Origin of the sequence: Chryseobacterium sp. C-71 (assembly GCF_020911865.1) — a bacterium.
Taxonomy (GTDB): domain Bacteria; phylum Bacteroidota; class Bacteroidia; order Flavobacteriales; family Weeksellaceae; genus Chryseobacterium.
Genome location: NZ_CP087131.1, coordinates 3,169,136 through 3,192,978, shown reverse-complemented (window position 1 = coordinate 3,192,978; position 23,843 = coordinate 3,169,136). Strand labels below are relative to the sequence as shown.

The following is a 23,843-nucleotide window of genomic DNA, read 5'->3' as shown; positions in this document are numbered from 1 at the left end:
TGTAAATTTATTGTTTTTTTTAGTATCATACCACTAATCATAATTAAATTTTCACATAAAACGCAAAAAAATTGACATAATCGTAAGCTTGTTAATTTATTTAAGCGAAAATTTTAATAAAAATGAATTTACATTCATAAAAACTCTTCTCTAAATGATTTCTAAATTTCAGAAATCGTTATTTGAAAACGATTGCGCTTACGTTCAATCGTAAAAATTTACAAGCAAATTACATATTATTGTAATAAATCAGGTCGTTTTTCTTCAGTAATTCTTAGTGCTTCTTCATGCCTCCATTCTTCAATTTTAGCAAAATTTCCGCTCAAAAGAATTTTTGGAACATCTAATCCTTTGTAAGATTCTGGTCTGGTATAGATAGGAGGCGACAAAAGATCATCCTGAAAACTGTCAGTCAGAGCACTCTGTTCATCATTTAAAACTCCGGGAACCAAACGAATAATTGAATCAGCCAATACACAAGCAGCCAATTCACCGCCTGTCAAAACAAAATCTCCAATTGAAATTTCTTTTGTAATATGAAGATCTCGCACTCTTTGATCAATCCCTTTGTAATGACCACACAGGAAAATCAGGTTATTTTTTATTGAAAGAGAATTAGAAATTTTCTGATTCAGCGTTTCTCCGTCAGGAGTCAAATAGATAATTTCATCATAATCTCGTTGAGATTTCAACTCAGAAATACATTTATCCAGAGGCTCAATCATCATCACCATTCCGGCTCCACCACCATAAGGCTCATCATCGATTTGTCTGTGCTTGTTGATTGACCAATCTCTCAACTGATGAAAATGTACTTCTACCAAACCTTTATCAACTGCTCTCTTCAAAATAGAAGTTCTGAACGGACTTTCCATCAATTCTGGAAGCACGCTTATTATATCAATTCTCATTGCTGCGTATTATTTTTTTTACTTGGCGAAATGATCAGACGTAGGGAAGAATCTTTGTTAAAGTAGCTCCACATCCAATTAAAAAATATCGCCAATTTATTTCGAACGCTCAAAATAAGCATTAAATGTAAAAACATCCAAAAATACCAAGCTAAAAATCCCTGAAATTTAATAAAAGGTAAATCGACAACAGCTCTGTGCTTTCCGATGGTGGCTAAAGAACCTTGATCTTTGTATTCATATTCCGTCCATTCGCCAGCATTTTTCTTTAAGAAGTTTTTGCCTAAATTTTTCGCCTGATTAATGGCAACATTGGCAACCTGAGGATGCCCCTGTGGATATTTCGGAGTTTCCATATACGCAATATCACCTACTGCATAAATATTTTCGTAGCCTTTAATTTTATTAAATCTGTCAACTATATATCTGTTTCTGATCAGTTTTTCTGTAGGAAAACCATCTATTACATTTCCCACAACTCCAGCTGCCCAAATCACGTTATTAGACGGGATTTCTTTTCCGCTTTTCAGGTAGACTTTGTCGCCATCATAATCTGTAACGATTTCTCCGCTCATAAATTCAACGCCAAGGTCTTTCAGATATTTTTCAGATTTCTCTTGTGCCTCGGGGCTCATCACCGCCAAAGGTTTTTCTGTAGAACTTACCAAAATGATTTTAAGATTATCAAAATTCATGTAAGGATAATCGCGGGGAAGAATGTCTTTTTTCATTTCAGAAAAAGCTCCCGCTAATTCTACACCTGTTGGTCCGCTTCCTACGATGACGATGTTCCAGTTTCCGTCGTCACTGCGGCTTTTTTCAAGAATCAGTTTTTCAAAAGTCATCAAAACATGATTTCTGATTCCGATGGCTTCCTGGGTATTTTTCATCCCAAAGGCTTTGCTTTCCAAATCTTTATTTCCAAAGAAATTGGTTTTGCAGCCTGTGGCGATAATCAGTTTATCATAAGTGAATTCTGCTCCGTCAGTAATGACTTTATTTTGAGAAGGAATAATTTCTTTAACGTCTGTCAATCGAAACTGTGTATTTCTGGATTCCTGAAAGATCTTTCGGAAGGGAAATGAAATATTGGAAGGCTCAATCCTGCCACATGCAACCTGATAAAACAGCGGCTGAAACATGTGATGGTTTACTTTATCGAGAACGATTACTTTTTTATTTTTATTGTTTAATGTTTTCGCAAGCTGCAGCCCCGCAAAACCTCCTCCGATGATGATGATCTTTTCGCGTGTTTCCATAGTAACAAATTTACTTATTTTATTTAGTATTTTATGGCTTAAAAAGTTAGTTTTGCAAAACTTTATGAGCCCAAAAAAGTACACCAAAAAAACTGCCAAAAGAGTGCATAAAACCCGTCGGAATAACTATTTTTTCCGACGAAAAATTCTTTTGGGAATATTGATTATTGCGTTGTTCGGAACGGGATTATATCTCAAGCAGTCAATAAGTTACTATTATGCTTTATATTTTAACAAATTCACTCATAAAAAGCTTCACAATAACGAAAAAGAAACTTTAAGAATCCAGAAAATTCTCAGCAATAATCTTGATAAAACATATGGTTTTGATATTTCACACTATCAAAATCGGGAAGATATCAAATGGGAAAGTCTGAGCATCGGAAACAAGACCATTCCGCTTGAATTTGTGGTAATGCGTGCAACTATGGGAAACCGCAGTGCCGATAAACATTTTGATGAGTTTTGGCAGCAGGCAAAAAAGCACAATCTTGTACGGGGAGCCTACCATTTTTACAGAGATGATGAAGATCCGGTAATTCAGGCAAATAATTTTCTTGAAAATGTGAAACTGGAAAGTGGTGACCTTCCTCCTATTTTAGATATTGAAAAAATCCCAAGACGGAAATCAAATAAAAATTTGGTTGCAGACTTGAAAATCTGGTGCAAAATTATTGAAGAAACTTATGGTGAAAAACCTATCATTTACACTTACTACCATTACTACAAAGATTTTCTGAAGGGCGAATTTGACGATTATCCGCTTTGGCTGGCCAATTACAATGACGTTCCTACTCCATCGCCTGATGACCAGTGGGATTTTTGGCAGTTCACAGAAAACGGAATCGTTCATGGCATCAACACTAAAGTAGATTTAGATGTCTACAATGGCGGAGTCTGGTCATTGAAAAGTCTGACTTTGGACTAAACTATTTTCTCAGAAATTCAACGATATCTTTATTCAGTTCATCTGCATTTTCAAACGGAATCATGTGCGTTGCATCTTTATAAATTTTCAGTGTTGCATTGGGAATTTGTTTTGATAATAATTCAGAATGTTCAGGCTTAATCACATCCTTTTCGCCGGCAATTACCAAAACTGCAGATTGAATTTTATTTAAATCTTTATGTGAAATATTCGGCTCGTTCAACATCAGTTTTAGCAATCTCCTTTCATTAAATTTTTCCGGTTTGTTTTCATAGTGCATGGCCTTCAGGCTCAATGTGAATTTACTTATTAATTCCTCATCTACCCCATCAACAGAGGAGTTGGCTCCGATCGTAATTAATTTATTTAAATTTTCAGGATATTTTAAAGCAAACTCTAGTCCTGTATTTCCACCGTCGCTCCAGCCTGCGACGTTTACTTTTTTTAAGCCTAAATCATCAATTAAAGCTTTCATATCATTTGCGAAAATTTTATAACTAAAATCCTTCTGCGTTTTATCAATGCTTTTACCTTGCGCTCTTGTGTCAACAGCAATTACTTTAAAATACTTTGCAAGTTCCGGAATTTGCTGATAAAAATCTCTGATGCTTCCTGAGTTTCCGTGGAGCAAAAGCAAAGGCTCACCTTCCCCGTAGGTTTCGTAGTATAAATCCGCATCTTTTAGTTTAAAAACTTTACCCGCAGATGCATTTTTACCGTAAATTGATTGTTCGGCTTCCATTTGATATTTGCTTACATCATGAAAAAGATTTGATACTCCACTATCATTATCATATTCTTCCTGAATTTCATTTTTTCCGTTTTTATCTACTTTCACATCAATATTAATGGCTGGTGCAGCAATGGTCATTTTTTTCCAGTCGCCATAAAATTTTCTCAGATAACCTGTTCTAAAAAGTGCGGCGCTGATGTTGAGCCTTCCCTCAAACTCCTTTAAAAACTGAATTCCGACAAAGAACTTACCCTGAACCCAAATATTTTTTTCATTGACATCTAAAGTAAAGGCATCATCTATAATTTTATCCTTCGTTAGTTCTACCGTTATTTCTTCATCCAAAATACTCTCTCCCGGCAAACCATTTTTCTCATTATAAATGGTGTAACGCATAATTATCGGTCGATCTGCGGTAATGCTTGCAATATTCAGGTGAATATTTTTGATTTTTGATCTTTTACTCGCCTTAAATTCCAATGCAGTTTCACCTAAAAAATCGTCTTTGCTTAATTCAGGTTTTACGGAATACATTACACTTTTCGTTTTCGTATTTACTCCCCAGTTTTTATCAACCAGTTTTTTAGGTGCAATTTTTACTTCCTGAATATTTTTGAATTTTTCTTTTAGATAAATTTTCCTGTCATTTTGTTTTACGAAATTCTGAACGGTTTCTGTGTAGCTCTCGTATCCTGGAACATCGATTCTTACTTTAGCAGAAGGATTTATTTTAGACAAATCGATAGAAAACTCTCCTTTCTCATCACTGATGATTCCCACATTTTCTTTTTCAACACCTACCTTCACATAAGCGATCGGAGTATTTTCTTCTTTGGACAAAACAGTTCCGGAAATTGCCTGAGCATGAAACAAAATTGCAGCAAATAACAGAACAAAAATATTGAGTTTTTTCATAATAAAAGTTTGATGCAAAAATCAATATTTGAATGTAAAAACATTCTTAATTTCTTATTAAATTTAAAGACGCTTTAGTTAAATTAATTTTAAAAAATCACAATTAAGTGAGCCAATTTATTAAAATCACTTAAACGGCTTTCGCTGAATCCATTCAACTGCCGGATTGAGTGATGTAAAAATCTTTTCCATGAATTGATTGATCAGAAGATTATTATGTTTAATTAATCCGAAAATTTCGACGGGCTGTGCGCCGATTGTTGATTTTATTTCCAATGCTGTTCTGCCGAAAATAATTCTGTTAAACTTTTCATTAATGCCGAATTCTACCATGTCTAAAAGCATATTCAGGTAGATTTGTTTTTCTTTTTGCAGCTCTTTGTCGTAACCGAGAAAGTACGTGTCAATATCTTTATTGTTCAGGATTAAAGTATAAAAACCAATCAATTTTTTATTTAAATAATATCCAAAAACTTTAAAATTATCTTCTAAAGATTCTTTCATGCTTTCAAAATGATTTTCGGTGAGAAAAAACGTATTGAAAGGAGCATTTTCAGCAACATTTTGATATAGAAGATTCATTTCTTTCTGATGCACTTTGATGTCTTGGAGATTCATTTCAGATTTTTCAATTCCGGCAATTTTCTTTTTTGCAGATTTAGCTCTCGTTCTATATTTTGTAGAAAATGCATTTAGATAATCTTCGAAAGTCAGCCAATTTTCTTTCAACCTTAAAAACATATTCGGCTGTACCGAAAATTTGTAAAATGACTGATGATTTTTGCCTTGAAAATATTTAATAAAACTTTCCTGATAATCTTTATAAATAATCAGAGAGGTCTTCCCTTCCTGTCTTTGCATTTCCTGAACAGCCTCATCCAAAAGCGGAATCACTTGATCAATAGTGATTTTCTCAGCATCAAAGTAAAATCCGTTTTGTCCGGTCAGCATATTATTCCCCAGAATCATTACGTTTTTACTAAATTTTTTAGCCACAAAATTTTTCACATTGCAAAAAGCTTCGTCTTTCTGAAAAGTTTTATGCTCGATAAAATTTAAATACTGAAATAATGCACCGCCAATTAATTTTTCATCAATAAAAAATCCAACATAAAAGCACCTCATATTTTCAGGACATGAAGTTTGTAAAGTCACGAAATATTCTTTAGACAACATGATATTATGTTGCCCGATTACCTCATTCCAGTTATTGGGAATTTCTGATGAAGATTTGTATTTTTTAAAAGTATAAGACATAAAAAAGGCTACAAATGTAGCCTATATTTTAGATTTCAAGTTTTTATTTTGGCGTCACTAGATTAAATCCGTCGATAGCGTACCAACCGCAGATGATTCCGCCCATTATGGTGATAGTAATCGTCCAATAACCGGTATTGATGAAAATGTACTTCCATGATTTTCTTTCAAACATTGCGTTGATAGCTATCAAAGGGAAAACGAAGAAAATTCCGGTCATAAATGAATGCAAAGCTCCATGACCAAATGATCTGAAAGCCGTACCATAATCATGCATAAATGCCATGTAAGAAGGTTTAGCTAAGTTTTCATCACCGCCAATCATTCCCATTGCGCCAAATTGATGAATGGTGACCAGCTGCAGAAAAAAACCTATCAAAATCGATAAAATAATGGAAACAATAAACACCATTCCCATGTTTGCGCCCTTCATTTTTTCTTCTGTCAGACCACATTCTCTCATCCAGGCTTTACCAAAAACTTTTGGATTGTACCAGATAAATCCCATGATCAACGGGACTAAAGAGGCAAAAAGTATTGCCAGAAAGTTAATTTGTAACATAGTTTTAAAATATAGTTTAGTTTCTCAAATCTACATTAAAAAAGTTTACGATGATATATTAACCTTAAAAGCTCTAATATTTCGTATTTTTGCACCACAAAATTTGGATATCAATGAATTACGTTGCGGCTGAGAATCTTACAAAATCTTACGGGATCAAAACTCTTTTTAAAAACATTTCTTTCAACATCAATGAAGGCGACAAAATTGCCATTGTTGCCAAAAACGGAAGCGGAAAATCTACCCTGCTAAAAATTTTAATGGGGAAAGAAATTGCAGACAGCGGCTCGGTAATCATTAATAAAGATATTCAGGTGGTTTTATTTGATCAGGAAATTGATTTTGAATCTGACCTGACAATCGAAGAATTTATGATGACTTTAGATTCTGCACCAATTTTGGCTTTAAAAAAATATCATCATGCTTTGCTATCTGGAAATCCAGATGAGATGGAAACTGCACTAGCTGAAATGGAAATTCACAAAGCCTGGGATCTTGAAAATGAAATGAGCCAAATTCTGTCTCAGCTTAAAATCACAGACCTAACTGCCAAAATGGGAATGCTTTCCGGTGGACAGATCAAACGTGTTGCATTAGCAAAACTTTTAACAGAAACCAGAGCCGAACACCGCCACACCCTTTTAATCATGGATGAGCCGACGAACCACCTTGATGTAGAAATGGTAGAATGGCTTGAAAGTTATTTGAATAAAGCCAAAATCACTCTTCTTTTGGTAACTCACGACCGATATTTTCTTGATGCAGTCTGCGGAATTATCTGGGAAATGGAAGATCAGAATCTATATTTTCACAATGGTTCTTACGCCACTTATCTGGAGAATAAAATGATTCGTGAGGATAATATGAACTCAACCATCGACAAAGCACAAAATCTTTACAGAAAAGAATTGGAGTGGATGCGAAGACAGCCGAAAGCGAGAACTACAAAATCGAAATCTCGACAAGACGATTTCTACGAAACTGAAAAAGTAGCCAAAACCGATACCCGAAAAGAATCTCTGGAGCTTGATTTTGAAATGAAAAGATTGGGTAACAAAATTCTCGAACTTAAAGACATTTCTAAAAGTTATGGTGATAAATTATTGCTGAAAGATTTCAGTTATTCGTTCCAACGTGGCGAGAAGGTAGGAATTGTAGGAAAAAACGGTGCAGGAAAATCTACTTTACTAAATATTATCCAAGGCTTTGAACCAAAAGATTCAGGAGAAATTGAAACGGGAGAAACGATCAAATTTGGATACTTTTCTCAAAAAGGTCTTAAATATAAAGAAGAAGAACGTGTAATTGATTTCATTAAAGATATTTCAGAAAACTTCCCTTTAGCAAACGGAAGAACGATTACGGCATCACAGTTTTTAAGATTATTCTTATTTGATGATCAAACACAGTATTCTCCGATCTCAAAGCTTTCCGGAGGTGAAAAAAGAAGACTGCATTTGATGTATATTCTGTATCAAAATCCAAACTTTTTGATTTTTGATGAACCTACGAATGATCTTGATCTTCCGACTTTGACGGTTTTGGAGAATTTCCTTTTAAATTTCCAGGGGAGTTTGATTATTGTTTCTCACGACAGATATTTTATGGACAGAATTGTTGATCATATCTTGGCGTTTGAAGGTGAAGGGAAAATCAAAGACTTTATCGGAAACTTCTCAGAATACAGAGAAAATAAAAAGCTGGAAGCAGGAAGTCAGAAGCAGGAAGAGAAAAAAGCTAAACCTGCGGTTGAAAAAGTTGCTGAAGTAAAAATTGAAACTCCCGCTTTAAATCCTCAGGCTCCGAAAAAGAAATTGTCTTTCAAAGAACAACGTGAGCTGGAAACGATTGAAAAAGAAATTCCTGAATTTGAAGCTAAAAGAGCAGCAATTTTGGAGCAACTTAATAACGAAGCTGATTACGAGAAAATTTCAAAACTTTCTGCTGAGCTGGAAAGTCTTTCCGAAAAACTCGAAAACCACGAAATGAGATGGCTTGAGCTTCAGGACTAAGATAAATTAAAATATGAGCTGTCCAGAAATTGAGCAGCTCTTTTTTTAAGATTTAAGATTATCTGTTCTTAACCATTGTAAAAATACTGTAAGAAAGAAACGCCATTCCTAATAAGAGAAAGCCATATCTCAAAAATCTATTATCATCGACTAATGTCAACCCAATCACGACAAACAAAAGGCCTATCACTGTAAAACTTGAACTTCTTTTTTTCATGATTTGATTAATTTAAATCAATAATTTTTCCTTTTTTGGAACTCTCCAAAGCAGCTTCGATGATTTTCATGTTTTGAACAACTTCATTTCCTAGTGAAGGCAAAGCGTATCCGAAAACAATATGTTCATAGATCTGCTGGTAATAATTCATGTAATTTCCAGGTTGGCTTGAGGTCAAAATCCTTTTCGTTTCTGAGTTTTCATCCAAATAATTCAGAATTCCGTCAGATTCTTTCAGAGGCTGCATCCAGTCTTTTCCGTAGGTCGGGATTGCTCCGGCAACCAGCTCATTTTCCTGATCATCCGTTCTTTCTTGTAAAAAACTTCCTTTATCTCCGTGAATTTTGTACGCAAAATGCTCTTCTTTACTAAAAACTGAAGATTTTAATCTCACCCTTACCTCATCTTTATAATACAGCAAAATTTCAAAATAATCATTGGCAAACTCCTCTCCTTTCATCGAAAATACGTCTGCAAACAACTTTTCAGGAAAACCGAAAAACTGTGTTGCCTGATCCACAAGATGCGACCCTAAATCATGAACGGAGCCAGAGCCGTTTAATTCAGGATTTTCTTTATGCTCTTTTGCACTTGGTTCGGTTCTGAATCTGTCAAAACGGATTTCAACCTCTTTGATTGTTCCTAATTTCCCTTCCGAAATTACTTTTTGCACCTGAAGATAATCACGATCAAATCTTCTGTTCTGATAAACACTTAAAAACAGATTTTTTGATTCGGCCAGTCTCACCAATTCTTCAGCTTCTGCAACATTTACTGTAAATGGTTTTTCTACAATAACATTTTTTCCGGCTTCTAATGCCATTTTTGTAAACTCAAAATGAGTCTGAACCGGAGTATTTATTACAACGACATCAATGTCGGCACTTTGGAGCATTTCTTCAACCGAACGATAGATGGTAGCATCAGGATATTTTTCTTTCGATTCTTCTTTTGACCTTTCTACAATTGCAGACATAAAAAATCCCGGATGTTCTTTTAAAAACGGAGCATGAAAAACCTTTCCACTCATTCCATAGGCACAAAGACCCACTTTTACCAATTGCATACTTTTAAATTTTAAACAAATATATTTATAAAAAGCATTAATCGCATTTTTTGGATACGGAAAAACACCTTCAATATCAAATATGATAAAAATCAAGAAAATTTATTTTTAATAATTCTAAATAATAATAAGTTTATTTTTACTTTTGCGCTATCATAATTCTATTCCAAAAATCTAAACTATGAAAAGAAGGATTATCTCCTTAGGTCTTATCGCTATCACATCATCTATTGGTGCTCAGATGAGATATAATTCTGAAAACGACACCATCAGAATTCAGACAATTGAAGATGTGAACCTTCATAAAACAGGGAATCCCAATACAGCGAAACCGGCTACTACAAAATCTAATCTTACGGTAATGGAAAATCCACAGGCGATTTCTATTGTTACCCATGAGATTATTGAACAGCAGCAGGCAAAACAGTTAAGCGATGTTCTTCAAAATGTAAATGGAGTTTACGTAACCTCTTCCAGAGGCGGATCACAAGACAGCTTCGGGGGTCGTGGTTTTATTTTCGGTAACGATAATATCTATAAAAACGGAGCCAGAGTAAACAGTGGAGTTTTCCCTGAGGTAAGCGGACTAGAGAGGGTGGAAGTTTTGAAAGGGGCAACTGCAATGCTTTACGGAAATGCAGCAGCAGGAGGCATCATCAATTTGGTTACTAAAAAACCTAAATTTAATTTTGGAGGCATGGTTGGATTAAATGCCGGAAGCTGGAATTCTTATAAACCTACGGTTGACATCTACGGACCTATTTCAAAAAACGTGGCATTCAGAATCAACGGTACTTACGAGTATGCAGAAAGTTTCAGAGATGTCGTAAAGTCTACAAAATATTATTTCAATCCTTCATTTTTATTCAATTTAGGAGAAAAATCACAGTTGATCATTGAGGCTGATTATCTTAAAAATGATTTTACTCCTGATTTCGGAATCGGATCAATTACTGAGAGAGATCAAAGTTACAAACTGATTGACTGGCTTCCTAGAAATACTTTTTTCGGAACCGACTGGCAATATCAAAATGTGCAGCAGGCATCAACCAACGTAACATTCAATCATCAAATCAATGACAAATGGACGTTGAATGCTTCTGCATCATATCAAAATTATACGAAAGATTACTTTTCAACAGAAAGAACACAATGGGCTTATGCATCTCCCACTGCGACAAGCTTATCCTGGAACAGTCCTTTAAACAAAACCTATAACGAACAAAACTATGGTTCTGCACAGATCAACGTAAATGGAGATTTCAATACAGGAAAGATCAATCATAAAGTTTTGATTGGTGCAGATGCAGACTATGGACAATCTGATGCGAATGCTTACAATTTGATAAAAGCTCCCACGAACATCTTGTACTTGGATGACCCGAGTTCTTGGGATAATGGAAGCTTAGCAATGCCCGATTCTAATTTAAATACTAAAACCAGAACAAAAACAAGAAGAGTAGGTGTTTATGCTCAGGATTTTATTAGCTTAACAAAAGAATTTAAAGTACTTGCAGGACTTCGTTGGTCATATATTGAAAATATGCCTAGTTTACTAACCCGTTTTACCACAAATGTAAAAACTGAAGTATTAAATTCCGCAACATCTGACAATGCTTTCTCGCCAAAAGTAGGTTTTGTTTATATGCCAAATGATCATTTTTCAGCATTTGCGACCTATACCAATTCATTTGCGACCAATGCAGGTTACACTTCTGATGCCGTTAACAACTTAGATACTTCAGGATCTCTAACACAGGTACAAAGCAGAGTAGCAATATTACCTAAACAAGGGATAAAGCCTACCACCGTAGATCAGTATGAAGTTGGTGTAAAGAAAAACATCTGGAACAATGCTTTAGCGGTTAATGTTACGCTTTATCAGATTCTATATCATAACTTTTATCAGAATTTCTTCTATACTGATGCTTCAGGAACAGTACAAACGCCAGACACCAATTTAAAAGAGTTCGCAGGAAAAATGAGAAGCCGTGGTGTGGAAGTAGATATTACAGGAAATCCTACAGAAAATATTTCGATCATCGGAGGTTTTTCATACAACAACTCTGTCTATTTAGACACACCTGAAAAAGGATTTGTAGAAAAACAAAGATTGGTGAGAACGCCAGCTACAACGGCTAATGCATCTGTATTTTATAAATTCACCAACTATGTTCCTGGTCTGAAAGCCGGAATCGGAGTTTATTATATTGGAGATAGAATTGCAGGTTGGAATGACTCAAAATCTACGAATATCACCAGAAAAGACGTAAGTAGAATGATGGATTTGAAGGACTACACAACCGTTTCATTATCTGTAGGATATGACTGGAAAAAATTCTCATTACAAGGAAGAGTCGGCAACTTGTTTGATGTAGTCAACTACAATGTTCACGAAAATTACTCAGTGAACCCGATTACACCAAGAAACTACTATTTCACATTAACATACAGACTTTAAAATTTAGAATTTTATAATCATCAAAATTTATATAACCAAAGTGGAAGTTGCATTTTTGCAGCCTCCACTTTTGAAATTTAAAAACAAAACCAATAGATATGGATAAGATAAAGGACACCAGAAGTTTTATGAGAATCACTCACCGCTATTTAGGATTCTTCATGGCCGGAATAATGGCGATTTACGCACTAAGCGGAATTCTTTTGGTTTACAGAGATACCGATTTTCTGAAAAAAGAAAAACTGTATGATAAAGTGATTGCTAAAAATCTTTCTGAAAAAGAATTGGAGAAAGAATTGAAGATGAAGAATCTTGAAATAAACAAGATTGAAAATAGTATTTTATATTTCAAAGACGGAACATACAATTCTGCGACGGGACGGGCAAAATACACAAAAAAAGAACTTCCTTTTGTGATCGATAAAATGACCAAGCTTCACAAAGCAAAATCTGCTGACACACTTTCACCACTGAATGCTTTTTTCGGAGTATGTCTTTTTTTCTTCGTCGTCTCAAGTTTTTGGATGTTTAATACGAAAAGTAAACCTTTCAAGCGAGGAATTAAATTCGCTGTGGCAGGTCTTATCGTTTCCATTATTTTATTGTTTATTTAAATTACATTTTTTTAATAATTTTAGTTAAAATCTCACTGTTTATTCTTAACACTTTTACATGACTTTTTCACGTAAATGAATACCCTCAAGCTTTGTGGCACATTTATTGAATTGAACTGCATATCAAAATAATTAACATTAACTATTAAAATTATAAATTATGAAAAAGCTAATTTTTACAGGAATATTAGCTGTTGCAGGATTGACAGCTACAGCAAACGCACAAATTCAAGAAGGAAACTGGATGGTTGGTAGTAGCTTACTTTCAAGCAACTTTGGATTAAATACAGGTGCTGGTTATGATATTAAACTTCAGCCTAGAGCAGCATATTTTATCAAAGATAATGTTGCATTAGGAGGTTATGTTACTTTAGGATTCTCTAAGCCGGGAGCAGGAGCATCAACACAGTTTGATTATGGAGTTGGAGCTTTAGGACGTTATTTTGTTTCACCAGGTGAAAAAGGTATTGACAATTTATTAAACCACGGTAGATTCTTCTTAGAAGGTAACGTAGGTGTAGGCGGATTCAATGTTGAAAATGGAATTTCTACTACAGGATTAGACTTCGGTGTAGGTCCTGGTTATTCTTACTTCATTACTCCAAACATTGGTGTTGAAGGTTTAGTAAAATACAACGGAGTGACAGGATTCGGAAATGAAGGTTTGACTTCTAGAATCAGTTTCAACGTAGGTTTCAGTATTTATTTACCTACATCAAAAGCAAAAGCAATTGCTAACGACGTGAAATAATCTGATATTTCATACAACATACAAAAGCGGCTCAGAAAAATTTCTGAGCCGCTTTTTCAAATTAAAACTAAACTATATATAATAAATAAAAAATCTAAGCCTATTATTGGTTAGGTTGAGGAGTAAAACGCAGATACGGTTTAATCTCAGTAACACCTTTCGGGAAAATATTTTTCGCATCTTCGGTAGAAATTGATGGCGGAATAATCACATCATCACCATTATACCAATTTGCAGGAGTTGCAATTTTGTGAGAATCCACCAACTGTAATGAGTCTAAAACTCGAAGAATCTCATTGAAATTTCTTCCCGTTGAAGCAGGGTAAGTAATAATTAATCTCACTTTTTTAGAAGGATCAATAATTAATAAAGAACGAACCGTCGCAGTTAAAGAAGCATTTGGATGAATGAAATCATAAAGCTCTGAAACTTTTCTGTCTTTATCTGCAATGATGGGAAACTGCACTTCCGTATTTTGAGTTTCGTTGATGTCTTTAATCCAGTTTTTGTGATCTTCTACTCCATCTACACTTAGTGCGATTACTTTTGTATCTCTTTGATCAAAATCTGATTTCAGTTTTGCGGTGTAACCCAATTCAGTCGTACAAACCGGAGTATAATCTGCGGGATGGGAAAATAAAATTCCCCAAGAATCTCCAAGATATTCGTAAAAGTCTATATTTCCTGCAGTAGATTCTGCCTGAAAGTTGGGTGCGGTATCTCCTAGTTTGATTGACATACGATGTTGTTTTTATTAGTCTACAAATTTAATAGACTTTTTGTAACTGGCAAAATTTTTGCTAAAGAATTTATTTATAATTTTGAAAAAAATGTTTTTATGGAATATGGATTAAGCTATGTAGATACCGTTTATAAAGTTTTACAGAATTGGTACATCGCTTTTGCGAAACTCACACCAAAGCTGGTAGTAGGGATTCTTGTTTTCACATTTTTCTTAATGACAAGCAAATACCTGAGTAAACTTGCGGTAAAAATAATGCACAAACTTTTTCCTAAAAGTAAAAATGAAGGATCTGTCATTACCATTATCAATGTTTTCAGATTTATCATTATCCTTATGGGAACCTTCATTGCTCTGGAAATCATGGGATTCAGCGGATTTCTCTGGAAATTTATCGGAAGTTTAGGGGTAGCAGGGGTTATTGCAGGGGTTGCTTTGAAAGATTTGGTTTCAAGTATATTTTCAGGAATGCTGATCGGAATTGATAAAGCATTTAAAGTCGGAGATTATATCACCATCGGAAATCATTCCGGAACGGTGCAGGATATTGGTTTTTTAACTACAAAGCTAATTACCGACGATGGAAAGAAGGCCTACATCCCGAATCAGGTAATATTTAATGCTCCTTTTTACAATATTACTGCATCGCCGCAGCGAAGAATTATTTTAGATTTTGAAATTCCGGCGGATGAAGATATCGTGAAAGCACAGGAAAGCATTAATCATGTTATTCTCAGTCAGGAATATATTGATAAGCAGGATAAAGTGGAAGTTATTTTTACAAGTTTAAAACAAGGAGTTTTTAATTTACAGGTGAAATTTTGGATGAAAGTCGGTGAAAATCTAGCTCACGTAAAAAGTGATATTTTAATGAAAATTAAAGGCAGCCTTGACGAGCAGGGAATTCCGTTAGTAACTCCGACGAGCATTAACATCACCAATACTCCGGCGCCTGAACCACCGAAAGAAAATATTGAATCGTGAAATTTTAATAAGATAAAACATACTAAAATTAAATAGGAATGTTACGACTAGATTTTTTGCCACGAATGCACAAATAATTTTAATCAACAAACAACGTTCAGATTTAATTCGTGCGTTCGTGGCAGATCAACCACTCAGAATTTGAAGCGAAACACAAATAATTTTCGATTTCCACTAATAATCATTCCAGCAATAAAAAAAACCTTCCAAATTGGAAGGTTTCATTATGTATAGCTGAGAGCTTATTATTTAGTTAAAGAAGAAGCGTGGATCAACATATCAACTAATTTGTTTGAGTAACCCATTTCGTTGTCATACCAAGAAACAAGCTTTACAAAGTTAGGAGAAAGCATAATACCAGCATCTTTATCGAAGATTGAAGTTCTCTTGTCTCCGATGAAATCCTGAGAAACTACAGCATCTTCAGTGTATCCAAGAATACCTTTCAATTCACCTTCAGAAGCAGCTTTGATCACTGCACAGATTTCTTCATAAGAAGCCGCTTTTTCGATTCTTACCGTTAAATCTACTACAGAAACATCAACAGTTGGTACTCTGAAAGACATACCAGTCAATTTTCCGTTCAATGAAGGAATTACTTTTCCTACTGCTTTTGCAGCACCTGTAGAAGAAGGAATAATATTGTTAAGAGCAGCTCTACCACCTCTCCAGTCTTTCACTGAAGGACCGTCAACCGTTTTTTGAGTCGCCGTTGTAGCATGTACAGTAGTCATCAAACCTTCTACGATACCGAAGTTATCGTGAATTACTTTAGCCAAAGGGGCTAAACAGTTTGTAGTACATGATGCGTTTGATAAGATTTTTATATCGTCAGTAAGTTCGCTGTGGTTTACACCCATTACAAACATTGGCGTATCATCTTTAGAAGGAGCAGAAAGAATTACTTTTTTTGCACCCGCGTTGATGTGTGCCGTAGCACTTTCTTTATCTAAAAATAAACCAGTAGATTCTACGATGTAATCTGCACCGATTTCGTTCCATTTCAAGTTGTTTGGATCTCTTTCTGCAGTAACTCTGATTTTTTTACCGTTTACTACAAGGTCATTACCTTCTACAGAAACTTCTCCTGGGAAAATACCGTGTACAGAATCATATTTTAACATGTAAGCCATGTATTCTGCATTGATAAGGTCATTGATACCAACGACTTCGATGTTGTCTCTTTCAGTCATTGCTCTGAAAACAAGACGACCGATTCTACCAAACCCGTTAATACCTACTTTAATTGTTGACATAATTGTTTTGATTTATTTAATTATATAATATTTAGATTGCTAAAATTTCTGAAATCAGTAAAAGGTCTTTATTGATTTCGTTATGCTTTTTGATGGCATCTTCAATAGGTGTGTAAACAATTTCGTTTGAACGCATTCCTGCCATCACATTGTTTTCTCCTACCATCAATCCTGTTACGGCACCAAATCCCAATCTGCTCGCTAAAACTCGGTCTGCACAACTCGGCGATCCACCTCTTTGAATGTGACCTAAAATAGCCACACGAATATCATAATCCGGAAACTCTTTTTTGGTCTGCTCTGCCAGTTCGTAGATGTTTGCCAACTTTTCACCTTCTGCAACAACAACAATGCTGGAAGATTTTCCTGTTTTCTCTGCGTTTCTGAAGTTTGTAAAAAGCTCTTCCATACTGTCTTTTCTTTCAGGAATGAGAATATCCAAAGCACCAGTAGCCAATCCGCTGTTTAAAGCAATAAAACCTGCATCACGACCCATCACCTCAACAAAGAAAACTCTGTTGTGAGAAGTTGCCGTATCACGAATTTTATCAATCGCATCCATTGCCGTGTTCAAAGCTGTGTCGAAACCAATCGTATTGTCTGTTCCGAAGATGTCATTGTCGATTGTTCCGGGTACACCAATTACACGGATTCCGAATTCCTCATTGAAAATCTTTGCTCCTGTGAACGTTCCGTCTCCTCCGATACACACCAAAGCTTCAATTCCGTATTTCACGCAATTGTCATAGGCTTTTTGGCGACCTTCTTTGGTCATAAACTCTTTAGAACGGGCAGATTTTAGAATAGTTCCACCCTGGTTGATTATATTTTTCACAGAACGAGGTCCCATTTTCAGGAAATCATCATGAATAAGACCATTGTAGCCTTCTCTCACTCCGTAACATTCGATATTATAATAATTTGCGGTTCTTACGACCGCTCTTAATGCTGCATTCATCCCCGGAGAGTCTCCTCCCGAAGTAAGAACTGCAATTTTTTTTACAGCACTTTCATTCATTTAGTAAAAAATTTCAAACACAAATTTACAAAAACAAGTTCAGATAACGGCAGTATCTTTATAATACTTTTCATCCTTTAGTATCCTGCAATTCTAAAGAGCCATGTCAAAAGTAAAAGAGCCAAGTAGATTCGGAATGTAAAAAATCTTATATGACCGAAGTTTGAATTTCTAAAAAAAATGCTGTGAATTACGTCATCCGTGGCTGGAATCGTAAAAATACTTTAAATAAAACCTGTGAAAATCTTTGCAATATGTACCAGAAGTCTAATGCTTTTCCGTCAAATACTTCCAGTATCTTTTCGGAACATGCTGAATATGCAATTTTAAATTTTTTCTTTCTACAATATTGGTTTTGAAAAAATACCGTTGCCATAGCTTTTGATACTGATTTTCTTCATCATGAAATTTCTCCTGATATTTTTTTAGATCCAATTTTTCTTCGGGATAAAAGAAATCACACGTTTCCAGATCATAAAGAAGTCCGTAGTTTCTTCTGAGATCATAAATCATCCATTTCTGATCCTGATAACGGTCTTTGAAATGTTTTCTGATTAAAGGTAACACATTAAAATCCGGATCTATCTTGGCAAAAAAAACTTCATCCTGCATTTTTTCAAATCTTACAAAAGCTGTCATCCGATGCCTTTCTCTGCTAACTGATTTTGAAATTTTAGCAATTCTCAAAATATCCTGATCTGCATAATTCTGGAGAATATTTTCGTTGGGATATTTTAGAGATTGCCTTACAGCAGACAAAATGATTTGTTCTAAATCGGTTTCTTCCGACAAAAAAACTTTCACCAATTCATGAATGCCCAACTTCCCGATATTTTCTTCTAATTTATTTAAAACTCGCTCAGATTTCGCTTCCTGTGTAATTACCTCATGAATTTCAGCAAAGATATTTTCTTGATGAAACCTTTCTTTACTTATAATTTCAACATCTTTATACTTATACTCGAAAACTTCGAATATTGCTGTAAAAAGTCCGTCGAAACTACCGTCGTAAAGTAAGGTGGTCATTTTGGGTTGAAGGGTTTTGGAGTTTTAGAGTGAACTGATTTTTCAAGTAAGAATTATTAGTGAAATTCGTGAAAAATATTTGTGCTATTTGTGTTTAAAATCATTCTTTATAACAAATCAGTTTTAATTCATCTTCATTAATTTCAAGATAAAACTGACCAACTTTCTCTATTATCAATTTAATTTCTTCTAAATTTTGAATGTTATTAGAATCAACAATTTTTGGGAAAATCAAATATTCAATTTCTTTATATTCAAGCCAGTCACCTAAAGAATTATTGCCCTCAAATCCTCTTTGCCAATAATCAAATTCAAAAATACTGTCTTCATTTAAATACAGCTCTCCAATTCTATTATTCTGAATTTTTTTAAATTGGATTTTCTTGAACTCATGGGCATTGTCTATAATTGCTTCAATTAATCTGATCCATTTAGAATTTGACATCAAATGTTGAGAGAATTGAGAAACTGCTTTTTCAATATCTCTAATTTTCTGTTCATCATATCTTAAGGCTTTTTTAGTTCTCATCATTAAAAAAGTGTTAACTGTTGCGAAAACTGATCCTGAAATTTAGAAGTACTTCCGCCAATCAACAATTTTTTCAAATTTAAATCAGTTAAATGTCTCAGGAAAACGTTTCCGGCATTAAAATCAATAAAATACTTCGCACGATTTACCGCTGCTCCTAATTTTTGTAGATTTTCAATCGTTAAAACCTGAAAACGTCTTGCAGAAACAATCTTCTTCGCTGTTTTTACACCAATTCCAGGAATTCTGAGAATCATCTGATAATCTGCACTTTGAAGATTGATAGGAAACTGATCAAGATGCCTCAAAGCCCAACTTAATTTAGGATCAACTTCCAAATCTAAAAACGGCATATGTGGATCTAGAATTTCATCAGCTTTAAAACCATAAAACCTCATGAGCCAATCCGACTGATAGAGACGGTTTTCTCTCAACATCGGTACCGCCGTCGTTAAAGCAGGCAATCTGGTATCTTCCAAAACCGGAACATATCCTGAATAATACACTCTTTTAAGATTATAATTTTTATAAAAATGATCGGCAACTTTGATAATCTGTAAATCATTTTCGTTGGTTGCGCCTACAATCATTTGTGTAGACTGTCCAGCAGGAGCAAACTTCGGAACTTTTCTGAAAATTTTCTTTTCTTCTTTATATTGGGTAATTCCACTTTGGATATATTTCATCGGATTGAGCATATCTTCCCGGTTTTTCTCCGGAGCTAATAATTTCAATCCACTTTCTGTTGGAATTTCTATATTGATTGACAATCGGTCAGCATACAAAGCCGCTTCCTGCATCAGAATATCACTTGCGCCAGGAATTGACTTTAAATGAATATATCCATTGAAATTTTCTTCGAGGCGAAGTTTTTTTGCCACACGCACCAGACGTTCCATCGTTGTGTCTGCATTTTTGAAAATTCCTGAACTTAAAAACAGACCTTCAATATAATTTCTGCGATAAAAATTGATCGTTAAATCAACTACTTCTTCTACTGTAAAAGCCGCTCTTTTAATATCATTTGAACTTCGGGAAACGCAATACGCACAATCGTAAATACAATGATTAGTCAAGAGAACTTTTAAAAGAGAAACACAACGACCATCTTCGGTATAGGTATGACAAATTCCGCTTGCAGAACTATCTCCCAAAGCGCCTTTCTTATTCTTCCTAGAACCTCCGCTTGACGAACATGACACATCATATTTCGCAGCATCGGCAAGAATTTCTAATTTTTCTTTTAGGCGGTCAAAATTCATAATTCAAATACTTTGTTAAAATTCCTTGAACACATAAATCACATTAGATTAAAGTAATTTTTGAAAACATTTAGAAAACATTAGAGAAAATCAAATATTTTCAAAACTTATGTATTCTTTTTTTACGAAGAATCAAAAAAACTAAGATGACTAATGTGTTAATAAACTTTTATGTCTTTTATTGTTTAAAGGTTTTTTATATTCAAAAGTAAATCCAAAATTGAGAAATATCACTCTTTTTTCAACGAACTTATCCACAATAGGCACAAACAAATTTACTATATTTACCATCATTAATTTATGCGTGAAATCGTAAACGGTCGGTTCCACAATTCTTCATCAAAAAATAATTTATCTATGAATCATCAACCGGTAGAAGGTTTCTCTAAACTGACCAAACAAGCAAAAATTGACTGGCTCGTCAATGAATATCTCGAAGGAAACACAGATTATCAAAATATACTCAATCAATATTGGAACGAAAATACTGATCTTCAGAAACTTCACGACGAGTTTTCTGAAAACACGATTTCCAATTTTTATATGCCTTACGGAATTGCTCCGAATTTTCTGATCGACGGAAAATTATTAGCATTACCGATGGCAGTTGAAGAAAGTTCAGTGGTGGCAGCGGCTTCAAAAGCAGCAAAATTCTGGATCGATAAAGGCGGTTTTAAAACCACGATTATCAACACAAAAAAATTAGGTCACACTCATTTCATTATCGATGTAGAATCGCATAAACTTCAGCATTTTTTTAATTTTAAATTAAAGAAAAAACTTTTTGAAGCGACGGAAAGCATCACGGCAAACATGAGAAATCGTGGCGGCGGAATTTTAGAAATAAAACTCGTGGATAAAACCGCTGAAATGGCTAATTACTACCAACTGAAAGCAAGTTTTGACACGGTAGATTCTATGGGTGCCAACTTCATCAATTCTTGCCTTGAGCAATTTGGTAAAACTTTAAAAGAAGAAATTTCTCTGGAAGAAGATTTCACACAGGAAGAAAAAGATTCTTTGCAGGTTGTGATGAATATCTTATCCAATTTCACTCCTGATTGTATTGTGAGAGCAGAAGTTTCTTGTAAAATTAAAGATTTAAAAGACGATAGTGGAATTTCAAATGAAGAATTTGCAAGAAAATTTAAACAAGCAGTAACGATTGCTGAAATTGAACCTTTCCGTGCGACAACGCATAATAAAGGAATTATGAATGGTGTAGATGCCGTTGTGATTGCAACCGGAAACGATTTCAGAGCAACTGAAGCCTGTGCACACGCTTATGCTGCAAAAGACGGAAAATATTCTAGCTTGACACACTGTACCATTGATAATGGAATTTTCAGATTCTGGATTGATCTTCCTATTTCTGTGGGAGTTGTGGGCGGTTTGACGAATCTTCATCCTTTGGTAAAATTCTCTTTAGCCTTACTTGGAAAACCTTCTGCTCAAGAATTGATGAGTATTTTGGCAGTTTCAGGATTGGCTCAGAATTTTGGAGCGTTGAGATCTTTGGTAACTACAGGAATTCAGAAAGGTCACATGAAAATGCATTTGTTTAATATTTTAAATCAAATGGGTGCGACGGAAGCAGAAAAGCAGCATTTTGTGACATATTTTAAAGATAAAACAGTGACTCATCACGAAGTTATTGATGAGTTTAACAGGTTAAGAGCGCACTAATGTTGCAAATCATTTTACCGATTATATTCATTGTCTTTGGAATATTTTTAAAAAATACCAGCAATCAGGGATTTCAGCGGTCGCGCAGATTCTCTATCTTTTTCATCGTTCTAGGAATTCTGACCTTAATTGGCGGAATCATTTTAATGTATCTTAAATCTAAGTAATGAAAAAGAACTTTTTATTTTTTATTCTGATCTCGGCAATTTGTTTTTCGCAACAGAAAAATCTTAAGGTAAATGATCTAAAACCCAAATCTGAAAACTTTAATTTTCCAGTGATTTCGTTTTCAGCAAAACCTTTGGTTGAAAGAAAAATCAATACGTTTTTGCAAGTAAATGAACTGGAATTTATTCCGGGTTCGGGAAGCAACCCTTCTCAACTGGCATTGACTGCAACCAATTCGTATAGTAATTTTGTATATTTCTATGAATGGAAAAAGCTGGAAACTCCTAAAAATATTTTGAGTCTTTCCATTGATGGTGAAGCCACAGGTGCTTATCCTGAAGGTTTTTCTGATTGGAAAAATTTTGATCTGCGAACCGGAAATTACATCAATCTACAGGATTTGTTTGAAACGACTTCAATTGATTCAATTCAAAATATAGTTAATGAAAATGTAGTTAACAAAATTCAGAATTTTTTAGCTGAATTAAAGTCACATGACGGCTCTGAAGATGAAGAGAAAGAACAGATTCGAATGTATGAAGAGTGTCTGGAGTATGCAAAAAGAGGAAAATTAGAATATACCAAATTCTTTTTCGGGAAAGACAAGCTTACGATTGTACGAGAACGCTGCTCTAATCATGCAATGAGAGCTTTGGATGATCTGGGAAGTTATGAAATTGAACTTCCTTATACAGAAATTCAACAATATCTGAGTGATTATGGTAAAAATTTATTATCAAAATCTGATAAGTTTGTGAGACAAAATACCGTTCAGAATAAATTGTATAAAGGAAAAATTGATCAAAAATATCCGGTTACACTTTTAATGAAACAGGTTTTTGAAGACGGATCTTTCTCCGCTTTTTATTGGTACGACAAAAATAAAAAATTGATTGAATGGAGCGGAACATTAAAAAATGGTCATATTTCGATTACAGAAAACGACTACCACAGTGAAGAACTCAAAAAATGGATTCCGAAAGCATATATAGAAGCAGATGTAAAAGGAAATAAAATGGTTGGAACTTGGCAGGATTACAAGACAAAAAAATATTTAAAACTAGAATTAGAAGAATTATAAAATGAAAACAATTACTTTAGTTTTTGGTGCCGTCTATGGCATGTTATCCGTTATTTTGGGCGCTTTCGGAGCTCATGCTTTAAAGAAAATTTTATCTGTAGAAAGACTGGAAAGTTTTGAAACCGGAGTAAGATACCAAATGTATGCAGCCTTCTTTTTATTGATCGTTGGCTACATTTTAAAGTTTGACACCTCATCTCAGAAATGGATTTCTATTTTGATGATCGTAGGAACAATACTATTTTCTTTCAGTATTTATGGTTTGAGTCTGCAGGATTATTTGGGTGCAAATTTGAAGTTTTTAGGACCGATTACTCCACTTGGTGGATTGTTTATGATCCTGAGTTGGGGAATATTGATTTGGTATTTTGCGAAATTAAAAGTTTAATTGACTCAACTTTTGAA

Annotated in this window: 22 protein-coding genes; 9 read left to right on the top strand and 13 right to left on the bottom strand. The window is 34.5% G+C overall.

Features of this window, described 5'->3' with window-relative positions; all coding sequences use genetic code 11:
• Positions 1-236 precede the first annotated feature (236 nt).
• Both trmD and LNP04_RS14690 read right to left on the bottom strand, forming a co-directional pair.
• Complete coding sequence (gene trmD, locus LNP04_RS14695) at positions 237-911, bottom strand: tRNA (guanosine(37)-N1)-methyltransferase TrmD (protein ID WP_229983669.1); 675 nt, start codon at positions 909-911, stop codon at positions 237-239.
• Positions 908-2,170 carry an NAD(P)/FAD-dependent oxidoreductase gene (locus LNP04_RS14690; protein WP_229983668.1) on the bottom strand — a complete coding sequence of 421 codons (1,263 nt, stop codon included), beginning with the start codon at positions 2,168-2,170 and terminating at the stop codon, positions 908-910. Before LNP04_RS14690 ends, trmD begins: the two co-directional genes overlap by 4 nt.
• 64 nt (positions 2,171-2,234) lie before the next feature.
• On the opposite strand from LNP04_RS14690, the gene LNP04_RS14685 reads away from it, so the two are divergent.
• A complete protein-coding gene (locus LNP04_RS14685; protein WP_229983667.1) occupies positions 2,235-3,098 on the top strand; it encodes a glycoside hydrolase family 25 protein in 864 nt (287 codons plus the stop codon).
• Position 3,099: 1 nt separating this feature from the next.
• Here the strand turns inward: LNP04_RS14685 and LNP04_RS14680 are convergent, their stop codons facing one another.
• The 3 genes from LNP04_RS14680 to LNP04_RS14670 all read right to left on the bottom strand — a co-directional run bounded on the left by LNP04_RS14680 (position 3,100) and on the right by LNP04_RS14670 (position 6,565).
• A complete protein-coding gene (locus LNP04_RS14680; RefSeq protein ID WP_229983666.1) occupies positions 3,100-4,746 on the bottom strand; it encodes an alpha/beta fold hydrolase in 1,647 nt (548 codons plus the stop codon).
• A 126-nt stretch (positions 4,747-4,872) separates the two neighbouring features.
• On the bottom strand, positions 4,873-6,003 hold the full coding sequence (locus tag LNP04_RS14675) for a peptidogalycan biosysnthesis protein (RefSeq protein ID WP_229983665.1): 1,131 nt from the start codon (positions 6,001-6,003) through the stop codon (positions 4,873-4,875).
• Positions 6,004-6,046: 43 nt separating this feature from the next.
• The gene (locus LNP04_RS14670) at positions 6,047-6,565 is read right to left on the bottom strand and encodes a DUF1761 domain-containing protein (protein WP_229983664.1); all 519 of its coding nucleotides are present in this window, start codon (positions 6,563-6,565) and stop codon (positions 6,047-6,049) included.
• Between the two features lie 113 nt (positions 6,566-6,678).
• Here LNP04_RS14670 and LNP04_RS14665 point away from each other — a divergent pair, with 113 nt between their 5' ends.
• Positions 6,679-8,577: an ABC-F family ATP-binding cassette domain-containing protein gene (locus LNP04_RS14665; RefSeq protein WP_229983663.1), complete on the top strand. Its 1,899-nt coding sequence runs from the start codon at positions 6,679-6,681 to the stop codon at positions 8,575-8,577.
• Positions 8,578-8,635: 58 nt separating this feature from the next.
• Here LNP04_RS14665 and LNP04_RS14660 read toward each other — a convergent pair whose 3' ends face one another.
• A complete protein-coding gene (locus LNP04_RS14660; protein ID WP_229983662.1) occupies positions 8,636-8,794 on the bottom strand; it encodes a hypothetical protein in 159 nt (52 codons plus the stop codon).
• 7 nt (positions 8,795-8,801) lie between these two features.
• Positions 8,802-9,860 carry a Gfo/Idh/MocA family oxidoreductase gene (locus tag LNP04_RS14655; protein WP_229986310.1) on the bottom strand — a complete coding sequence of 353 codons (1,059 nt, stop codon included), beginning with the start codon at positions 9,858-9,860 and terminating at the stop codon, positions 8,802-8,804.
• A 181-nt stretch (positions 9,861-10,041) separates the two neighbouring features.
• Here LNP04_RS14655 and LNP04_RS14650 point away from each other — a divergent pair, with 181 nt between their 5' ends.
• From LNP04_RS14650 to LNP04_RS14640, 3 genes are all read left to right on the top strand, one after another.
• Complete coding sequence (locus LNP04_RS14650) at positions 10,042-12,321, top strand: TonB-dependent siderophore receptor (RefSeq protein ID WP_229983661.1); 2,280 nt, start codon at positions 10,042-10,044, stop codon at positions 12,319-12,321.
• Between the two features lie 98 nt (positions 12,322-12,419).
• On the top strand, positions 12,420-12,935 hold the full coding sequence (locus LNP04_RS14645; protein WP_229983660.1) for a PepSY domain-containing protein: 516 nt from the start codon (positions 12,420-12,422) through the stop codon (positions 12,933-12,935).
• 160 nt (positions 12,936-13,095) lie between these two features.
• Complete coding sequence (locus LNP04_RS14640; protein WP_229983659.1) at positions 13,096-13,686, top strand: hypothetical protein; 591 nt, start codon at positions 13,096-13,098, stop codon at positions 13,684-13,686.
• A gap of 103 nt (positions 13,687-13,789) precedes the next feature.
• Here the strand turns inward: LNP04_RS14640 and LNP04_RS14635 are convergent, their stop codons facing one another.
• Positions 13,790-14,425: a peroxiredoxin gene (locus LNP04_RS14635; protein ID WP_229983658.1), complete on the bottom strand. Its 636-nt coding sequence runs from the start codon at positions 14,423-14,425 to the stop codon at positions 13,790-13,792.
• 99 nt (positions 14,426-14,524) lie between these two features.
• Here LNP04_RS14635 and LNP04_RS14630 point away from each other — a divergent pair, with 99 nt between their 5' ends.
• On the top strand, positions 14,525-15,412 hold the full coding sequence (locus LNP04_RS14630) for a mechanosensitive ion channel family protein (protein ID WP_229983657.1): 888 nt from the start codon (positions 14,525-14,527) through the stop codon (positions 15,410-15,412).
• 245 nt (positions 15,413-15,657) lie between these two features.
• Here the strand turns inward: LNP04_RS14630 and gap are convergent, their stop codons facing one another.
• The 5 genes from gap to LNP04_RS14605 all read right to left on the bottom strand — a co-directional run bounded on the left by gap (position 15,658) and on the right by LNP04_RS14605 (position 20,503).
• A complete protein-coding gene (gene gap, locus LNP04_RS14625; RefSeq protein WP_229983656.1) occupies positions 15,658-16,668 on the bottom strand; it encodes a type I glyceraldehyde-3-phosphate dehydrogenase in 1,011 nt (336 codons plus the stop codon).
• A 31-nt stretch (positions 16,669-16,699) separates the two neighbouring features.
• Positions 16,700-17,686 (bottom strand): 6-phosphofructokinase, encoded by a 987-nt coding sequence (gene pfkA / locus LNP04_RS14620; RefSeq protein WP_229983655.1) that lies wholly within the window; start codon positions 17,684-17,686, stop codon positions 16,700-16,702.
• Between the two features lie 267 nt (positions 17,687-17,953).
• Positions 17,954-18,712, bottom strand: coding sequence for a TIGR03915 family putative DNA repair protein (locus LNP04_RS14615; RefSeq protein WP_229983654.1), 759 nt, complete (start codon positions 18,710-18,712; stop codon positions 17,954-17,956).
• A 100-nt stretch (positions 18,713-18,812) separates the two neighbouring features.
• On the bottom strand, positions 18,813-19,244 hold the full coding sequence (locus LNP04_RS14610) for a hypothetical protein (protein WP_229983653.1): 432 nt from the start codon (positions 19,242-19,244) through the stop codon (positions 18,813-18,815).
• Positions 19,244-20,503 carry a putative DNA modification/repair radical SAM protein gene (locus tag LNP04_RS14605; protein WP_229983652.1) on the bottom strand — a complete coding sequence of 420 codons (1,260 nt, stop codon included), beginning with the start codon at positions 20,501-20,503 and terminating at the stop codon, positions 19,244-19,246. Before LNP04_RS14605 ends, LNP04_RS14610 begins: the two co-directional genes overlap by 1 nt.
• Positions 20,504-20,860: 357 nt before the next feature.
• On the opposite strand from LNP04_RS14605, the gene LNP04_RS14600 reads away from it, so the two are divergent.
• The 3 genes from LNP04_RS14600 (at position 20,861) to LNP04_RS14590 (ending at position 23,826) form a co-directional block, all read left to right on the top strand.
• Positions 20,861-22,189, top strand: a complete 1,329-nt coding sequence (locus LNP04_RS14600; protein WP_229983651.1) for a hydroxymethylglutaryl-CoA reductase, degradative — start codon at positions 20,861-20,863, stop codon at positions 22,187-22,189.
• Between the two features lie 166 nt (positions 22,190-22,355).
• Positions 22,356-23,438: a hypothetical protein gene (locus LNP04_RS14595; RefSeq protein ID WP_229983650.1), complete on the top strand. Its 1,083-nt coding sequence runs from the start codon at positions 22,356-22,358 to the stop codon at positions 23,436-23,438.
• A gap of 1 nt (position 23,439) precedes the next feature.
• Entirely contained in the window at positions 23,440-23,826 is a 387-nt protein-coding gene (locus tag LNP04_RS14590) for a DUF423 domain-containing protein (RefSeq protein WP_229983649.1), read from the top strand.
• Positions 23,827-23,843 lie beyond the last annotated feature (17 nt).